This window comes from Massilia phyllosphaerae, from assembly GCF_034659755.1.
GTDB lineage: Bacteria > Pseudomonadota > Gammaproteobacteria > Burkholderiales > Burkholderiaceae_D > Telluria > Telluria phyllosphaerae.
In genome coordinates this window covers 86,649-103,659 of sequence record NZ_JAXSQX010000009.1, presented here as the reverse complement: position 1 = coordinate 103,659, position 17,011 = coordinate 86,649, and the positions used below count along the sequence as shown (strand labels likewise).

Here is a 17,011-nt window from a genome sequence, read left to right as displayed (position 1 = left end):
CGCCATGCGCCCCACGACACAGACCCGCTTCACGATTGCGCGCCTGCTGTTCGGGGCGGATCCCAAGCTGCACCGGATGCTGCAGTACTGGGCGGCGACGGCCGTGCTGTATGGCTTTTTCCTTTTCCTGTTCTACAACCAGCGGATCGCCGCCGCATCGCAGGCGGTCGATGCGCTGGCGCTGTACACCGGCGGCGGCATCGCCGCCTTCTACCTGCTGGTGCGCGCCAGCGGCGTGCTCGGCCTGAAACCCACCACGCTGGCGGTGGCGCAGGGCCTGTTCGGCATCGGCTGCAACATGTGGGCGTATTCGATCGCCGGCCCGCTGCGCGGCACCACGCTGATGGGTCTGATGGTGGTGGTCGTATTCTGCACCTTCGCGCTGCGCCCGCGCCAGACCCTGGCGCTGGCCTTCGCCGGCCTGTCCGGCATGGGCCTCACCATGTGGTGGCACCAGGCCCACGATCCGCTGCATTATCCGCCGGCGGTGGAAGGCGTGACCTTCGCGATCATGGCGGCCTGCTCGCTGGCGGTGACCTTCCTCACCGGCGAGATGACCAAGCTGCGCGCGCGCCTGACGCGCCAGCGCGAGGAGCTGGCAACAGCGCTCGACACCATCCGCAAGCTGGCCACCGTCGACGAACTGACCGCGCTGGCCAACCGCCGCCACATGAACGAGGTGCTGGCGGCCGAGGAACGGCGCCAGCCCGCCGCCGGCGGCGCCGGCACCTGCATCGCCCTGCTCGACATCGACCACTTCAAGCAGATCAACGACCGCCACGGCCATGCCGCCGGCGACGCCGTGCTGCGCAGCTTCGCGGCCGCGCTGCGCGACGGCCTGCGCGACGGCGACGTGGTGGCCCGCTGGGGCGGCGAGGAATTCCTGCTGCTTCTGCCGGACACCGGCGCCGAGCAGGCGGCGGCGCTGCTGGAACGTATCCGCCTCGACGTCGCCGCGCTCGCCGTGGCCGGCCTGGACGGGCTGCGCATCGCTTTCTCGGGCGGCCTGTGCGTGCGCGCCGCCGGCGAGTCGTTTGCTGACACCATCAATCGCGCGGACAAGGCGCTGTACCGCGCCAAGTCCGCCGGGCGCGACCGGGTGGTGGCCGACTAGCGCGGCTGTGCCACCCGCACCCAGTCGACGTCGACGTAGTTCTGCTCGATGCGATGCCCGGCCTCCGCGCTTTTCGGCGCATCGGTTTCCGCCTTGATATAAGTGAACAGGGCCGGCCGGCTGCCCTTCCACCATGAAAAAGGCGCCAGCGGGATCGCCGGACCGACGTCGACAAAGTGCGCGCGGCGCTCTGCCGAAGCGTCGGGCGCCCAGGCGAACTGGACGTCTTGGGCGGCGCTCACCGTGGCGCGCAACAGGATCGCCTTGCCCTCGACGCGCGCCACACGGGTTTCTTCACCGGCATTGGCCCAGGCGAGGAAATTCGCCTGGCCCTCGCGGACGATGCCGATCCAGGGCACCTTGACGCCGAACAGCGCCAGTCCGGCGCGCTGCTGCTCGCCGAGTCCGCCGAGTTCGAGGCGCGCCGTGACCTGCGAGGCCGGCCCCTGCAGCACCTGGGTCAGCACGTTGCGCGCCCCGACCAGGTAGCGTGCCTGGCCGGCTTCGAGGCGCAGGTAGCCGGGCCGCTGCGCCAGGCTCCAGCGCGCGTCGTCCGGATTGTGGTTCCAGGACCACTGCAAGCCGAGCCGCCCGCTCGAGAATTCGTCGCTGTCCTGCAGGCGCTCGCTCGACGGTGCGGCGCCGGTATCGGGCATGGCCCCGCCGGCCACCGGCAGCCCCGCAGTGCCATCGTCTGCCGGTGCGCCGATCACCGGCCAGTCGTCGCGCCACACCAGCGGCTGCAGGTGGCCGATACGGCCAAAGGCGCCGGTGCTGTCGAAGTGGACGAACCAGCCCTGGCCGGACGGCGTCTCGACCCAGCCGCCCTGGTGCGGCCCATCCAGCCCGTTCCCCGGCAACAGCACCTTGCGCTGCTCCCAGGGCCCGTCCAGCCGGCGCGCGCGCAGCACCGCCTGCGGCCCGGTGCTCACGCCGCCGATCGGCGCGAAGATGTAGTAATAGCCGTTGCGCTTGTACAGCTTCGGCCCTTCCAGCACCGGCAGGTTGACCTTGTCCTCGACGATGGTCTTGCCGGCGTCGAGCACGCGGGTGCCGTCCGCGCTCATCGCATGCAGCACCAGCGGGCCGGCGCCGACCTTCGAATGGACCAGGTACGCCTTGCCGTCGTCGTCCCAGAACGGACACGGGTCTTCGTAGCCGGCGCCGGGCAGCACCGCGACCGGCGCGCTCCACGGACCGGCGGGGTCAAGCGCGCTGCTCATGAAGATGCCCTCGTCGGGCGTGGCCCAGTACACGTAGAAGCGGCCGCCGTGATGGCGGATCGACGGCGCCCACACGCCGCCGGCGTAGCGCTGGCCGCTGCCGACCGGCTTCGAGATGGCGTCGGTCAGGCTGTAGGGCGGCACCATGTCGTAGGCGGGGTGGAACGGCAGGCGCGGCAGCACGTGCCCGGCGATGCGCCAGTGCACCAGGTCGGTCGAGTGCAATACCGGGATGCCGGGCGCGAAGTGGAAGCTGGAGGCGACCAGCCAGTAATCCTTGCCGACGCGGATCACGTCCGGGTCCGAATAGTCGGCGTACAGGATCGGGTTGCGGTAGCCGGCGGCGGCCTGGACGGCCCCGCCCTGGGCGGCGTGCGAGAACGCGCCGGCGAGCAGGCAGGCACCCAGCAGTGCCGAGAGGGTCTTCATTCTTTGCATGGGCGGGAAGGATCGTTTGTCGTGGTGCGCAGCGGCAGCAGCATCGGGCGCGGGTCGCCGCCCGGACTGCGGAAGCGCACCCGCGCCAGGCTCAGGCCGCGCACGTCGCGCGTCCACAGGCCGTAGGCCGGCATCACCGCCGAGAACATGTGCGGGTCCGGGTAGTCGGCGCGCGCTTCCGGGATGGCGTCGGCACGCGCCGCCGGCGTGATGGCGGCATCCATCGCCACGTCGACGTCGCGCAGCAGCACGTCCTCGATCGGGCGTTCCGGCAGGCCGGTGAAGAAGGAACCGCGCACGCCATTGTCGTCGCCTTTGACGCGGTCGAACACCAGCCGGCGCAGGCGCCCGGCCGGCGGCCGCGGCTGGCCGGGCATGACGCGGCCGCGGTCGCCCAGGCGCAGGAACAGCGGGCTCTCGGCGCGCACGATATGGGCGTCGTGCACCAGCACGCGCTCGATCGTGTTGCCGTCCACCGACTCCCAGGAGATGCCGCCGTCGGCCTTGCGCCGCTTCAGCGCGCGCATCTCTTTCGACGGTCCGCCCACCTCGACGTGGCGCACCAGCACGTTGCGGAAGTCGCCCTGCGAATCGGTGCCGAACTTCAGCGCATTGCAGGTGCTGTACAGGCGGCAGCGCTCGACCAGCACCTGCTCCATCGGCCGTCCGCCGGCGCCCTTGAAGCACAGGGCGTCGTCTTCGGCGCTGATGAAGCAATCGCGCACGATGACGCGGCGGCAGCCGTCGATGTCGAGGCCATCGTTGTTGTGGTTGGCCTGGTTCTCAACGTGGATGCGCTCGACCAGCAAGTCCTCGCAGTTCAGGTAGTTCTGCATCCAGCACGGCGAATCGCGCATCCGCACATCCTGGATCACGACCTGGCGGCAGTCGAGCATGCGGATCAGGAAGGGCCGGCCCGGCGTGGCGCCGATGGTTTCCTCGCCCGGGAAGTTGTCATGGGTGCCGCGCCCGTCGATCGTGCCCTTGCCGCGGATGCCGACCCGCTCGCAGCCTTCGGCAAAGATCAGCGACTGGTGCATGCCCATGTTGCTGTCCATGACCGTGGGCCGGCGCGCACGCCGCTCGGGGTAGTCCTTGAGATCGGTGCTGGCCAGCAGGCGCGCGCCCTCCCCGATTTCCAGCATCACCCCGGAACGCAGGTCGATCGTGCCGCTGACGTAGTCGCCGCCGGCCAGTCGCACCACGCCGCCGCCGGCGGCCGCACAGGCATCGACGGCGCGCTGGATCGCGCCGGTGGCGAGGATGCCGGGTTGGCGCCCGTAGTCCTCGGGCCGGAACACCCGTGATGGTACCGGCCAGGGACGCAGGCTGCGCGTCAAATCCTGCGCCATCGCATCGAGGTCGCGCCGCAGCGCATCGGCCCAGCCGGGACCCGGGCCGCAATCCGCTGCCGCCGCCACGGGCCGCGGCCACGGTGCGGTGAGTACCGCAGCGGTCGCGGCGCCCAGTACCATGCCCAGCCGGCGCCGGCGCGGGTTTGCCGGCGCATCCACATCCATCGTCGGCCTCTTCATCACAGCTTGACGTTGAGGGTGACGAAGAAGGACCTGCCGAGCGTGTCGTAGGTTGCCGGCACCGTGTTATTCGACGGCAGCTGCGAGGAGCCGAGGATGGGCGGGTCCTTGTCCAGCACGTTGCGCACGCCGCCCAGCAGGTTCACCGTGCGGTTGAATTCGTAGCCGGCGGTCAGGTCGAGGTAGGTGTAGCCCTTGATCTTGGGATTGGTCAGGCTGTCCAGCGCCGGCGGGTTGGCGGCCAGCGCATAGGTGTCGACCGTGACGCCGCCGGTGTAGCGGGCGCGCGCCGACAGCAGCAGCGGGCCGGTCTTCATGCTGACGCGCGCCGTGCCCTTCCAGCGCGGCACCGGCTGGCCGCAGGTGGCGCCCCAGGTGCCGACGCAACGGTTCTTCAGGTCCGGCAGTTCCTGGATCGGCGTGAAGGTCAGCTCGTCGGTGAAGGTCCAGTTGGTGTCGAGGTTCCACTGCATGTCGGAGCCATAGCCGCGACCGGCCCAGCCCTGGCTGGTGCGGAAGCCGTAATGGGCCGCGAGGTCGACACCGCGCGTGAGGATGCCGCCGATGTTGGCGGCGGTCGTGGTCACATAGGTCGGGGCCGCGATCTGGCCGGTGATCGGGTCGCGGTTGATGGCGCGGCAGTACACGCTGGCCGCGTTCTGGATCGTGTTGTAGCACAGGTTGAGCACCGATTGCACGCCGCCGCCGCCGAGGGTCGAGATGGCATCGTTGACGGTGATCCGGTAGAAGTCGGCGCTCATCTGCAGGCCGCGCACGGCGGTCGGCATGTACACCACGCCAACGGTGGTGGTGTGCGAGTCTTCGGCGTGCAGTGCCGGGTTGCCGCCGACGACCTGGGTGATGAAATTGGTCGGCTGGACCGAGGCGTCGAACACGCGGCCGGCCGGCACACCGGTGGCCTCGCACAGCGCGCGCACGGCGGCGGTCTGCTGGGCCAGCGGGGCACGGTTCGAGCACGGGTCGGTGGCGCTTGGGCCGTTGGTGCCCTGCCCGCCGAACAGCTCGCCGACATTGGGCGCGCGGATCGACTTCTGCTTCTGGGCGCGGAAGGTCAGCGAGCGCACCGGTGCCCATTCCGAGCCGATCGAACTGGTCCAGACCTTGCCGACCGAGGCGATGTCGTAGTCGGAACGGCGGAAGGCGCCGCTGACGCTCAGGCTCTTGGCGAAGGGTTGGTCGGCCAGCAGCGGCACGCGCACCTCGCCGAAGATTTCCTTGACGGTGGTCGAGCCGCGCGTGGCGCGCGCCGCGTTCCAGCCCGAGACGTCGCCCGAGGCCAGGAACACGTCCGGGTTGTACTCGCTATAGGAATAGCGGCGCTCCAGCCCCGTCGAGAAGTCGACCGCGCCGGCCGGCAGCTCCATCAACTGGCCGGTGAGGTTGGCGGCGGCCACGTTCTGCTCGGCCAGGATGGTCGATTTCGAGGACACCGCGATGGCGTTGCCCGACGCCTGGGTCAGGTTCTGGCCGAACGGGTTCAGCACCGGCGCCGCGCCGTTCTGCGACAGGATCGCATTCTGGAAGCGGCTGAGCGAAATCGAGCCGCCCTGGTCCTGGGTCTCCTTGGTGCGCGCACGGGTGGCGTAGACGTCGTAGCGCAGGTCGCGCAGGTAGCTGCCGGAGACGTCCGGCAGCGTGCCGCGCAGGCCGAGGGCGATGCGGTACACCTGGTGGTCGGTGTCGGCCACGCGCCCGCCGAGGTCCGAGAAGCGGCGGTTGTAGTTCAGCACCGCCAGGCCGTCGCCAGGCACCGTGGTGATCGACGAGGTGCCGTTGGTGACGCGCGTGGTGCCGCTCTCGCGCAGGTCGAGCTGGCGCAGCACTTCCTTCATCGGCGCGCTCAGGTAGGGGTTGTTGGTGTTGAACAGGAAGTTGCCGCTGGCGCTGGTCGGTCCGATCTGGACGTTGGCCGTGTTGCTGCTGAAGTGCGCCTCCATGTAGCCGATGGCGCGTTCATGGAAATCGTAGTGGGCGAATGCATTGCTCATCCAGCGCTTCTGCGGCGTGACCATGTACGACAGCGGGCCGAGGTCGTAGGCGTCGCCGGGCGCCACGTAGGGGCGGACGGTCTTGCCGGTGGGGTCGAACACGGCGCCGAGCGTGCCCATGCCCTGCAGGCCGGCCGCGATCAGGGCCGCGTTCAGGGCCGGGTTGCTGGCGGCGGAGCCGACCAGCGGCAGGTTACCGATGCGCCCGTTCGGCACGTTCGAGGAGCCGCTGTAGATGAGGCCGGGCCGGCCGCCGGCGCCCTGGCAGGTCTGGCCGGACGGCACCGTCAGCGGCGTGCCGGGACCGGTGGCCGACCAGGAATCCGCGGTGACGCAGCCGTCGCCCAGCGAAGGCAGCGCCCAGCCGCCGCGCTCGCCCCGGGTGAAGCCTTCGCGGTTCATGTAGTTCAGCGAGAACACGACGTTGCCCTTGCCGCCGCCGAAATTCCCGCCCACCGTCAGGTCGAGGCTGTTGGTCGGGGTGCGGGTCGGCTGGTCGGCCGTGTGCTGGGCGTTGATTTCCACGCCTTCGAAATTGTCGCGCAGGATGAAGTTGACCACGCCGGAGATCGCATCCGAGCCGTACACCGCGGACGACCCGCCGGTGACGGTTTCGACGCGCTTGACCAGCGCCGAGGGAATCGTGTTGATGTCGGTCGTGAAGTCGGGACCGGTGATGGCGAAGCGGCGGCCGTTGACCAGCACCAGGTTACGGGTCGGTCCCAGGTTGCGCAGGTTGAGCGTCGAGGTGCCCGAGGGCTGGCCCGGCTGCACGGTGTTGGCGGTCGGGCTGCTCAACTGGTTGGCCGTGAATTGCGGCGTGTCCGACAGCATGACTTCGAGGTTCTGGGTGCCGCTCAGCTGCAGTTCCTGCTGGTCGACCGTGGTGACTGGGGTCGGCGCCAGGAAACCGCGGTTGATCAGGCGGGTGCCGGTGACGACGACCTTGTTCTGTTCGCCCGTCACGGCCGGCCTGGTGTCGGCGGCCGGCGCATCGGTGGTGGCAGTGGCAAGGTCGGGCGGCGGTGCCGCAGTCTGCGCGCTGGCCTGGCAGCCGAGGTTGGCCGCGATCAGCATGGCCGACAGCGAGCCTGCGCGCCTGGCTCGGCTGCGCGCTCCAGAGTGCTTGCGATGATTGGTTTTCATTGTGCGATCCTTTTATTAGGGGCTTCGTCTCCATCAAATCGATGGTAGGCAGGTGCGTGAAAACCGGTCAATCGGCGAGCGCTCACCGGGATGACCAAAACGAGATGTGGTCAAAAACGTGATCGCAATGTCGAAATCCGTATCGCAGGGCCGCGTTATGATTGCTTGCGTACAACAATCAATCATGGAAACGCCGATGCCGCGCCTGCCTCCTGCCCTGCTGTTTGCGTCCGCTCTCGCGGCCCTGCTGCCGATGGCGGCCCATGCGTCCGAGCCGCCCGCCCGGCGCATCGACCGCCAGGCGCTGGTCGCGCGCCATGCGCCGCACCTGAAGGCGATCGATCCCTGGGCGCCGCTCAGCGTCGGCAACGGCCAGTTCTGCTTCACGGCAGACGTCACCGGCCTGCAGACCTTCCCCGACCACTACCGCAGCCACGGTATCGGCCTCGAGACCCAGGCGCGCTGGTCCTGGCACGAAGATGCGAATCCGCAGGGCTACACGCTGGCCGACACCGAGCAGCCCTACACGGCGCACGGCCGCACCGTCAACTATCCGACCCGGCTCGACGTGCCGGCGGCGAACTGGCTGCGCGAGAATCCGCACCCGCAGCCGCTCGGGCAGCTGGGCCTCGCCTACACCCATCCGGACGGCACGCCGCTGGCGCCGGGCGACATCAAGGACATCGACCAGACCCTGGACCTGTGGCGCGGCGTCCTGACCAGCCGCTACACCATCGACGGCCAGCCGGTCGCCGTGACCACGGCCGCCAGCCCGGCGCACGACACGCTGGCGGTGCGGGTCGAATCGCCGCTGCTGGCCAGCGGCGCGCTGGCGCTGCGCCTGGCGCTGCCGCGCGGGTATGTCGGCGGCATCAAGCAGAATCCGCCGCTCGACTGGTCGCAACCGGCCTCGCACACCACCACGGTCGTCACGCAGGATGCCCGCACGCTGGTGCTGGAACACGTGCGCGACGGCGCCCGCTACGCCGCGGCGCTGCGGGCCGGCATGCCGCTGACGGTCACGGCCCCGGCGCCGCACGTGTTCCAGCTCAAGCCGGCGGCCGGGGCGGTGCTCGAATTCACGCTGTCGTACGGCGCGGCGCGGAAGCAGGCCGCGCAATCCGCTTCAGCGCAAGCGGTGATCGGGCACAGCGCGGCCCACTGGCGGGCTTTCTGGCAAAGCGGCGGCGCCGTCGACTTCAGCGGCAGTAGCGATCCGCGCGCGCAGGAACTCGAGCGGCGCGTGGTGCTGTCCCAGTACCTGACCGCGATCCAGTTCGGCGGCACCGCGCATGCCTTTTTACCGCCGCAGGAAAGCGGCCTGACGACGTCCACCTGGTACGGCAAGCACCACACCGAGATGATCTGGTGGCACACCGCGCACTTCGCGCTGTGGGGCCGTCCCGCGTACCTGGAAAACGCGCTGCGCTGGTTCCAGGACACGCTGCCGGCCGCGCGCGTGATCGCCCGCGCGCGCGGACTCGACGGCGCGCGCTGGCCCAAGATGACCGGTCCCGGCGGACGCGAAAGCCCGGGCGGCAATCCGCTGATCGTGTGGAACCAGCCACACACTATCCACCTGGCGGAATTGCTGTACCGCCAGGCGCCCACGCGCGCCACCTTGGCGCGCTACCGCGAACTGGTGTTCGCCAGCGCCAACGCAATGTCGTCGATGCTGCATTGGGACGCGGCAGGATCGCGCTGGGTGCTCGGCCCGCCGCTGTGGATCGCCCAGGAGATCCACGATCCGGCGGCCAGCATGAACCCGGCCTACGAACTGAGTTACTGGTCGACCGGGCTCGAGATCGCGCAGCGCTGGCGCCGGCGCCTCGGACTGGCACCGAACCCTATCTGGGACGCGCAGCGCAAGCAGCTGTCGGCGCTGCCCGTCAAGGACGGCAGGTACGTCGCCATCGAATCGATCCCCGACACCTGGGACAACCCGGCCAGCCGCCACGACCACCCCTCCTTCCTGATGGCGCTGGGCCAGCTGCCCGGCGTCGGCGTCGACCGCGCGACCATGCGCCGCACGCTGGAGGCGGTGCTGGCGCGCTGGGACTGGAACACCAAGATCTGGGGCTGGGACTATCCGATGATCGCGATGACCGCGGCCCGCCTCGGCATGGGGCGCGAAGCGGTCGACGTGCTGCTCAAGACCGATGGCCCCAACAACGCCTACACCGCGGCCGGGCACAACCCGAACACCGAGCTGCCGGTCTACCTGCCGGGCAACGGCGCGCTGCTGGCGGCGGTGGCGATGATGGCCGGCGGCTGGGACGGCGCGCCGGCCGGGGCGGCGCCGGGCTTTCCTCAGGACGGGACCTGGGTGGTCCGCAGCGAAGGCTTGCAGCCCTTGCCCTGAAGCGCGGCATCGGCCGGGGGCACCACGATCACCTCGATCCCGGCCTGCTCCAGCCACTGCACCGACAGGTCGCTGACGCCGCTGTCTGTGACCACGGTGTGCACCTGTTTCAGGCTGCACAGGATGAGGCCGGCGCGGCGCGCGAACTTCGAGCTGTCGACCATCACGATCAGCTTTTCGGCCTGGCCGATCAGGCGCTTCTCGGCGCGGATCAGCATCGGATCCGACTCGACCAGGCCCAGCATCGACAGGCCGTACACGCTCATGAACATCTTCGATGCATATTGGTCGCCGGTGGCGTCGTTGTCGAAGGGCGACAGGATCACGTTCTGGTCGCGGTAGATCCGCCCGCCCGGGATCACGACTTCGTTCTGGCTGGTGCGCAGCAGGTGCTCGGCCATCATGAAGGAATTGGTTATGATCTTCAGGCTCTTACCGGCCAGGAAGTCGGCCATCATGAAGGTCGTGCTGCCGCCGTTGATGATGACGGTCTCGCCATCGCCGCACATGGCGGCGGCGCGGCGCGCGATGGCCAGCTTGCGCTCGGCGTTGCAGCGCACGTTCTGCTCGAAGCTGTCGCCGGCGATGCTGCCCAGGCGTTTTTTCTGCTGCAGGGTGCGCGCGCCGCCGCGGGTGCGCGACAGCAGGTGACGCGCGGCCAGCCAGCTGATGTCGCGCCGGATCGTCGACGGCGAGGCGTCCAGGGTTTCCACCAGCTGGTGGACGGTGGCCGACTGGCGGTCGGCGAGCAGCTTCAGCAAGTCGTTGCGGCGCTTGTTGATCATCGTGTTTGTCTCCACTGTGCACGCCTTCGGGCGCGTTCGTTCAGGCGTGTCGGCACGCTCCTGTTTTCGGCCAGCCGGGCCTGGACGCCAGCGCCCGGCGACCGTTCGCCGAACGATCAACGTGGAAACTGCCGCGCTACTGATGATAGCGCGCTCAAAAATGTTAGGAGTATGTTATTCCAGCGCCGATCAATCGTCTTCGCGAGCGTTGCCGGCGGGCCGCAAAACCGGCCCATCGCGAAATCGATTTCATGAATCGTGGGTAGTTGACGGGCGCCGGGCGCGCCCGAGCGTTCCGCCGCAGTGCCGGCGCCATTTGGATGATTGCGCAAACACGATGGCCGCAGACGGACGCCGCGGCGGCGGCATCAGCCGGCGGCGGTGCCGGGGACCGCGCGCTGCATCAGGCGCTGCACCAGCGCATCCGGGCTGGCGTCCAGCGTCAGCAGCTCGGCGTGGGCCGGGCGCACGAAGCCCTGCCCCACCATGTGCTCGACAAAACGCGCCAGGCCGTCGTAGAAGCCGTCGACGTTCAGCAGGCCGATCGGCTTGGCGTGGATCCCGAGCTGGGCCCAGGTCACCATCTCGAACAGTTCTTCCAGCGTGCCCATCCCGCCCGGCATGGCGATGAAGCCGTCGGCCAGGTCGGACATCATGGCTTTGCGCTCGTGCATGTCCTTGACCACGAACAGGCGCGTCAGGCCGGCGTGGCCGACTTCGCGCTCGACCAAAGCTTTTGGAATAACGCCGCTGGCTTCGCCGCCAAGGCGCAGCACTTCGTCGGCGATCACGCCCATCAGGCCGACCTTGCCGCCGCCGTAGACCAGCGCGATATTGTGTTCGACCAGTACGCGCGCCAGGCTGCGCGCGGCGTCGGCATAGACAGGATCGGCGCCGGGAGAGGCGCCGCAGTAGACAGCGATGGATTTCATGGAGGCTTTCTAGTTGGCCGCGCCGGCGTCGGCATGCAGGGCTTCCGGCGGCAGCTTCTTGAGGTAATCGTCGGACAGGCGCTGGAACAGCGCGCGGGTCTCGCCGCGCAGGTAGGGGCCGACCATCGACAGCACCTGGTAGCAGCCGCGCGCCAGGGCATCGGCGATCGCCTGCTGCTCGCTGTATTTTCTTGGGTTGCGCACGTATTCGTAGGACAGCCAATAGGTCGCCACCACCACCATGTTGGTGGCCATGGCGCCGATCTCGGCGTCGCCGGCTTCCAGCGAGCCTTCGCTGCGCAGGTCTTCGCACAGCTGGCGCGCGACCTTGATCTTGTGGGCCAGGATCGCCTTGAAGCGCAGTTCCAGCTTGCGGTTGCGCGACAGCAGGTCGTTCAGGTCGCGGTAGAAGAAGCGGTAGCGCCAGATCAGCTCGAACATGTGGTGCAGGTAGAACCAGACGTCCTGCATGTTCGAGCGGCGCCCGGCCGGCACGGTCAGGATGCGCTCGATCTCGGCCTCGAACTGGGCAAAGATCGAATTGACGATGTCGTCCTTGTTACGGAAGTGGTAATACAGGTTCCCCGGCGAGATATTCATCTCTTCGGCGATCACGGTGGTCGTGATGTTCGGCTCGCCGAACTCGTTGAACAGCCGCAGCGACAGCTCGAGGATGCGTTCGCGCGTTCGGCGTGGGGCTTTTTGTTGCATGGAAGGCGGCATGGTTGGATTCAGTCGCAAGCATATCATTGCGCGCGCAACCGGGCCACCGCGACATTCAGCGCACTCAACTCGCGCATGACCTCGGCCAGCACGCGCCGGTTGCCGCCTAGCGCCACATGGCCGACGCCGCCGAATGCGACGTGGCGCGCCCCCGGCAGCACGCTGGACAGCTGCGGGGCGACGATGTTGTCGTGGTGGCTGTAGAGCGAAGTGAGCAGCGCGCGCGTGGCCGGGTCTTCGCCAGCGCCGAGGCGCTGCAGCCAGGCCGAGGCGCCATCTGTTCGCGACCAGCGCATCTGCCTGGCGTTGGCGCCCGGACCGAAGCCGGCCAGCGCGGTGCCGTGGTGCGGCGTGCCGAGCGTGATGACGCGCGCCACCTGCGCCGTGCCGCAGGCGCGCATCCAGGCGCGTGCCACCAGCCCGCCCATGCTGTGGCCGACGATGGCCACCTGGCCTTGGCCGCTGGCCGCGCACAATTGCTCGACCGCCCGCTGTACCTGGGCCGCGTAGGCGTCGATGTCGCCGCCGATCGGTTCCAGGTCGACCGTGGCGTGGCTGATGCGTTCGGCGTCCAGCAGCGGCAGCAGGCGCACCCAGTAGCCGCTGTTGCAGCCGTAGCCGTGCACCAGCAGCACTGGCACATTGACGCTGTCCGGATGGATGCGCATGCCGGCCACGGCGCGCGGCATGCGCCACGAGGTGGTCAGCATGCTGGCGCAGAACTCTTCGGCCAGCAGGCGCAGGCGCGCCGCCGGGCCGAGCCGGAACGCGGCCGGGGTCGGGCTGGCAAAGCAGGCCGCCAGCAAAAAATTGTTCATGTTAATCAGCAGGCGCAGCGCGACCACGGCGGCGACCCCGGCGAAGATCGCCCATCCCGCCGTGAGCCCAGCCCAGCGCTGCAGGCACCATCCGATCAGCAATGCAGCCGCGGCCTGTGCCAGCAGGAGGATCCGGGTCATCCAGCGCACGCTCATCCTGCTATCTCCTGAAAATTCGGGGTCAGAGCGCAATCTCTGCCAATTCGGGGTCAGAGCAAAAACTGGCCGGCGCCCGGCGGCAAACAAGCGATGTCATTTTGACGCAAACCTCGCGTGGGGTGTACATGGATGAGCGTGGCGGCGAATCTTCTTTGCCGCGCTACTACGTGAACTTGCACAGCAAAGTGCTCTGACCCCGAATTTCTGCTCTGACCCCGAATCAGGGTGCGCGCCGGCCCTGCATGTGGCGGGCGATGCCGCGCAGGATGTTGACTTCCTCGGTTTCGAGCCCGGTGCGGGCAAACAGGCGCTTCAGGCGCGGCATCAGCTTTTTCGGGTTGGCCGGGTCGAGGAAGCCGATCGCCACCAGCGCTTCTTCGAGGTGGGCATACATGCCTTCGATCTGGGCCAGGCTGGCGGCTTCGCCGTGGAAGCCGACGCCGGTCTGGGTCCGATTTTCACCTTGGGCGGCCAGACGGCACTCGTAGGCCAGCACCTGGGCCGCCTGCGACAGGTTGAGCGACGAATAGTTGGGGTTCGCCGGGATGTTGATCAGCACGTTGCAGCCCTCGACGATCTCGTTCGGCAAGCCGAAGCGCTCGTTGCCGAGGATCAGCGCCGGGCGCAGTTCGGCCCCGTCGGCGACATGGCTGGAGAAGTCGCGCGGCGACCACACCGGCGGCGAGAACTCGCGCAGGCGCGCCGACACCGCCGCCGCGAAATTGCAGCCTTCCAGTGCCTCGGCCACGCTGCCGACGATGCGCGCCCCTTCCAGCACGTCGATGGCGCCGCTGGCAAAGGCAACCGCTTCCGCATCCCGCAGCGGCGCCTCGCAGCGCGGCGTCACCAGCACCAGGTCGGAAAATCCCATGGTCTTCATGGCGCGCGCCACCGAGCCGACGTTGCCCGCGCGGCTGGTTTCCACCAGCACGAAGCGCAGGCGTCGGAAAAGAGATGTGTCAGTTTCGGTCGGGTTCATTTAAAATAGCGCTATCGCGCGGTGACGAGCAGTTGAAATCGGGCCAGGGTCTTGTCGATCCGGCTCGCGATTTTAACGGTTTCGGCACCGCTTTGCTCTTTGTCATTCTCATCGTTCGTCACGTTCACTGCGCCTGTTCGCCGTGGGCGTCAGCATTTTTCACGGAAGCCCTATGCACCCAATGCTCAACACGGCCATCAAGGCCGCCCGCCGCGCTGCAAGCGAGATCAACCGCGCCTCCTTCGACCTCGACCGCATTACGGTCAGCGAAAAGAACCACAACGACTTCGTCACGAATATCGACCAGCTGGCAGAGCAGGTGATCGTGGAAGCCCTGCTGAAAGCCTACCCGGATCACGCCATCCTCGCCGAGGAAAGCGGCGCTTCCAAGAACCTGAACGACGAGAGCGAAAACGTCTGGATCATCGATCCGATCGACGGCACCACCAACTTCCTCCACGGCTACCCCAACTTCTGCATCTCGATCGCGCTGCAGCAGCGCGGCGTGATCACCAACGCGCTGGTGTACGACCCGGTCCGCAACGACCTGTTCACCGCCACCAAGGGCGCCGGCGCCTACCTCAACGAAAAGCGCATCCGCGTGCGCAATCCGGACCGCATCAACAAGGCCCTGATCGGTTCCGGCCACGGTGCCGACCCGCGCGCGCTGGCCGAGTACCTGCGCATGTACGAAGTGGTCGCCTCGCGCTGCCACGGCGTGCGCTCGAGCGGTTCGGCCGCGCTGGAACTGGCCAACCTGGCCGCCGGCCGCACCGACGGCTTTTTCGAAAAAGGCCTGAAGGTCTGGGACATCGCCGCCGGCTCGCTGCTGGTGACCGAGGCAGGCGGCATCGTCGGTGAATTCAGCGGCGAATCGGATTACCTGCACAAGGGCGACATCATCGCCGCCGGTCCGAAGGTGTTCGCCAACATGGTGGCCCTGCTGAAACCGTTCGCATAAAAACGCACATCCGGTCTTTCGCGTAAAATAGAGTCTGTGTAAGTCTGGATCACCCGGTAGCGGTCTGCACGCGCTGATGCGTGCATGACCGCTGCCCAGCCCTGTCGCTTCCGGCCCCCATGAGGTGCCGCGCCTCCCGCTTCCACCGGCCCTGCCCTGATCGGCACGGGCTGCGCTAAATTTCCATAGCGAAACATTTTTAAAATATAATGCTACGTGGCTTCATTGAGCCGCGTCTCGGCGTCCCGGCACCAGTACCGGCCGCCCTGCTTGTGTAATCCGATCGGCTGGACTGGCGCCCAGGTCAACAACGGGCGACGCGCCGATCCCTACCAGAAAACTATGTCATTCAATACTCTCGGTCTTACCGACGCCATCGTGCGCGCCGTTACTGAAGCAGGCTATACCGCGCCGACGCCGATCCAGGCCCAGGCCATCCCCGCCGTCATCAAGGGCGGCGACCTGCTCGCCGGCGCGCAGACCGGCACCGGCAAGACCGCCGGTTTTACGCTGCCCGTGCTGCACCGCCTGTCGACCGACAAGGTGGGCGCGGCGCTGACCAATAAAACTTCCAAACGCGCGATCCGCGCATTGGTGCTGGCCCCGACCCGCGAACTCGCGGCCCAGGTCGAGGAAAACATCCGCACCTATGCCAAGTACACCAACTTGAATTCGGCCGTGATCTTCGGCGGCGTCGGCATCCACCCGCAGATCAAGCTGCTGGCGAACGGCATCGACATCCTGGTCGCCACCCCGGGCCGCCTGCTCGACCACGTCGGCCAGGGCACCGTCAAACTCGACAAGGTCGAGATCCTGGTGCTGGACGAAGCCGACCGCATGCTCGACATGGGCTTCATCCACGACATCAAGAAAGTGCTGGCCGTGCTGCCGCCGAAGCGCCAGAACCTGCTGTTCTCGGCCACCTTCTCGGACGAGATCAAGGCCCTGGCCGACAAGCTGCTGGACAATCCGGCGCTGATCGAAGTGGCCCGCCGCAACTCGACCGTGGAAGTGATCGCCCAGACCATCCACCCGGTCGACCGCGACAAGAAGCACCCGATGCTGGCGCACCTGATCAAGACCAACGACTGGAAGCAGGTGCTGGTGTTCACCCGCACCAAGCACGGCGCCAACAAGCTGGTCGAGCAGCTCGCCAAGGACGGTATCGGCGCGATGGCGATCCACGGCAACAAGAGCCAGTCGGCGCGCACCAAGGCGCTGGCCGAGTTCAAGGACGGCAGCCTGACGGCGCTGATCGCCACCGACATCGCGGCACGCGGCATCGACATCGACCAGCTGCCGCACGTGGTCAACTACGACCTGCCGAACGTCCCGGAAGACTACGTCCACCGCATCGGCCGTACCGGCCGTGCCGGCGCCACCGGCGAAGCCGTGTCGCTGGTCTGCGTCGACGAGCACCAGATGCTCAAGGACATCGAAAAGCTGATCAAGCAGACCCTGCCGCGTGAAGTGATCCCGGGCTTCGAGCCGGATCCGACCGCCAAGGCACAGCCGATCCAGCTGCGCAGCGGCGCGCCGGGCCACACCGGCCGTGGCGGCCGTCCGGGCGGCAACGGTGGCGGCCGCGCACACGGCGGCGGTAATGGTGCGGGCAACGGCGGCAACAAGCCGCGCAGCGCGGCCGGCGCCCCGTCGGGCGGGCGCAGCGGTAGCCCGGCCGGCAACGGCGGCGGCGGCGGCCGTGGCGGCCAGCCGGGTAACCGTGGCGGCAATGGCGGCAATGGCGGCGGCAACGGCGGCCGTCCGCAGAACCGCGGTCCGCGCCCGGCGTCGGCACGCTCGGGTAGCGGCGAGCGTTGATTTTTT

The 17,011-nt window shown here is 68.2% G+C and carries 12 protein-coding genes; 4 read left to right on the top strand and 8 right to left on the bottom strand.

Annotated elements, in window-relative coordinates:
- Positions 1–4 precede the first annotated feature (4 nt).
- On the top strand, positions 5–1,114 hold the full coding sequence (locus tag U1H99_RS27175; RefSeq protein WP_323144757.1) for a diguanylate cyclase: 1,110 nt from the start codon (positions 5–7) through the stop codon (positions 1,112–1,114).
- Here the strand turns inward: U1H99_RS27175 and U1H99_RS27170 are convergent.
- From U1H99_RS27170 to U1H99_RS27160, 3 genes are read right to left on the bottom strand one after another with little or no spacing between them, the layout of a single operon-like run.
- Positions 1,111–2,766, bottom strand: a complete 1,656-nt coding sequence (locus tag U1H99_RS27170) for a glycoside hydrolase family 43 protein (protein WP_323144756.1) — start codon at positions 2,764–2,766, stop codon at positions 1,111–1,113. The two genes, U1H99_RS27175 and U1H99_RS27170, sit on opposite strands and share 4 nt — an antisense overlap.
- A complete protein-coding gene (locus U1H99_RS27165) occupies positions 2,763–4,310 on the bottom strand; it encodes a glycoside hydrolase family 28 protein (protein ID WP_323144755.1) in 1,548 nt (515 codons plus the stop codon). Before U1H99_RS27165 ends, U1H99_RS27170 begins: the two co-directional genes overlap by 4 nt.
- Positions 4,310–7,465, bottom strand: a complete 3,156-nt coding sequence (locus tag U1H99_RS27160; RefSeq protein ID WP_323144754.1) for a TonB-dependent receptor domain-containing protein — start codon at positions 7,463–7,465, stop codon at positions 4,310–4,312. The genes U1H99_RS27165 and U1H99_RS27160 overlap by 1 nt, the downstream gene beginning before the upstream one ends.
- A gap of 196 nt (positions 7,466–7,661) precedes the next feature.
- Here U1H99_RS27160 and U1H99_RS27155 point away from each other — a divergent pair, with 196 nt between their 5' ends.
- Positions 7,662–9,827, top strand: coding sequence for a hypothetical protein (locus tag U1H99_RS27155; protein WP_323144753.1), 2,166 nt, complete (start codon positions 7,662–7,664; stop codon positions 9,825–9,827).
- Here U1H99_RS27155 and U1H99_RS27150 read toward each other — a convergent pair.
- From U1H99_RS27150 to U1H99_RS27130, 5 genes are all read right to left on the bottom strand, one after another.
- Complete coding sequence (locus tag U1H99_RS27150; protein WP_323144752.1) at positions 9,776–10,612, bottom strand: DeoR/GlpR family DNA-binding transcription regulator; 837 nt, start codon at positions 10,610–10,612, stop codon at positions 9,776–9,778. The genes U1H99_RS27155 and U1H99_RS27150 overlap by 52 nt on opposite strands.
- Positions 10,613–10,980: 368 nt before the next feature.
- A complete protein-coding gene (locus U1H99_RS27145) occupies positions 10,981–11,544 on the bottom strand; it encodes an LOG family protein (RefSeq protein WP_323144751.1) in 564 nt (187 codons plus the stop codon).
- A 9-nt stretch (positions 11,545–11,553) separates the two neighbouring features.
- Positions 11,554–12,255: a TetR/AcrR family transcriptional regulator gene (locus tag U1H99_RS27140; RefSeq protein ID WP_323144750.1), complete on the bottom strand. Its 702-nt coding sequence runs from the start codon at positions 12,253–12,255 to the stop codon at positions 11,554–11,556.
- Between the two features lie 35 nt (positions 12,256–12,290).
- Positions 12,291–13,241 (bottom strand): esterase/lipase family protein, encoded by a 951-nt coding sequence (locus U1H99_RS27135; protein ID WP_323144749.1) that lies wholly within the window; start codon positions 13,239–13,241, stop codon positions 12,291–12,293.
- A 223-nt stretch (positions 13,242–13,464) separates the two neighbouring features.
- Positions 13,465–14,223, bottom strand: coding sequence for an RNA methyltransferase (locus tag U1H99_RS27130; protein ID WP_323144748.1), 759 nt, complete (start codon positions 14,221–14,223; stop codon positions 13,465–13,467).
- Between the two features lie 181 nt (positions 14,224–14,404).
- Between U1H99_RS27130 and U1H99_RS27125 the strand changes: the two genes are divergently transcribed.
- Both U1H99_RS27125 and U1H99_RS27120 read left to right on the top strand, forming a co-directional pair.
- Positions 14,405–15,184: an inositol monophosphatase family protein gene (locus U1H99_RS27125; RefSeq protein ID WP_323144814.1), complete on the top strand. Its 780-nt coding sequence runs from the start codon at positions 14,405–14,407 to the stop codon at positions 15,182–15,184.
- Positions 15,185–15,526: 342 nt separating this feature from the next.
- Positions 15,527–17,005, top strand: a complete 1,479-nt coding sequence (locus U1H99_RS27120; protein ID WP_323144747.1) for a DEAD/DEAH box helicase — start codon at positions 15,527–15,529, stop codon at positions 17,003–17,005.
- Positions 17,006–17,011: the final 6 nt, after the last annotated feature.

Bases quoted from the DNA above. Each gene is read 5' to 3' on its own strand.
- U1H99_RS27160 (WP_323144754.1), bottom strand. From the start codon at position 7,465: ATGAAAACCAATCATCGCAAGCACTCTGGAGCGCGCAGCCGAGCCAGG.
- U1H99_RS27155 (WP_323144753.1), top strand. From the start codon at position 7,662: ATGCCGCGCCTGCCTCCTGCCCTGCTGTTTGCGTCCGCTCTCGCGGCC.
- U1H99_RS27120 (WP_323144747.1), top strand. From the start codon at position 15,527: ATGTCATTCAATACTCTCGGTCTTACCGACGCCATCGTGCGCGCCGTT.
- U1H99_RS27150 (WP_323144752.1), bottom strand. From the start codon at position 10,612: ATGATCAACAAGCGCCGCAACGACTTGCTGAAGCTGCTCGCCGACCGC.
- U1H99_RS27135 (WP_323144749.1), bottom strand. From the start codon at position 13,241: ATGAGCGTGCGCTGGATGACCCGGATCCTCCTGCTGGCACAGGCCGCG.
- U1H99_RS27165 (WP_323144755.1), bottom strand. From the start codon at position 4,310: ATGAAGAGGCCGACGATGGATGTGGATGCGCCGGCAAACCCGCGCCGG.
- U1H99_RS27170 (WP_323144756.1), bottom strand. From the start codon at position 2,766: ATGAAGACCCTCTCGGCACTGCTGGGTGCCTGCCTGCTCGCCGGCGCG.
- U1H99_RS27130 (WP_323144748.1), bottom strand. From the start codon at position 14,223: ATGAACCCGACCGAAACTGACACATCTCTTTTCCGACGCCTGCGCTTC.
- U1H99_RS27175 (WP_323144757.1), top strand. From the start codon at position 5: ATGCGCCCCACGACACAGACCCGCTTCACGATTGCGCGCCTGCTGTTC.
- U1H99_RS27125 (WP_323144814.1), top strand. From the start codon at position 14,405: ATGCTCAACACGGCCATCAAGGCCGCCCGCCGCGCTGCAAGCGAGATC.
- U1H99_RS27140 (WP_323144750.1), bottom strand. From the start codon at position 12,255: ATGCAACAAAAAGCCCCACGCCGAACGCGCGAACGCATCCTCGAGCTG.
- U1H99_RS27145 (WP_323144751.1), bottom strand. From the start codon at position 11,544: ATGAAATCCATCGCTGTCTACTGCGGCGCCTCTCCCGGCGCCGATCCT.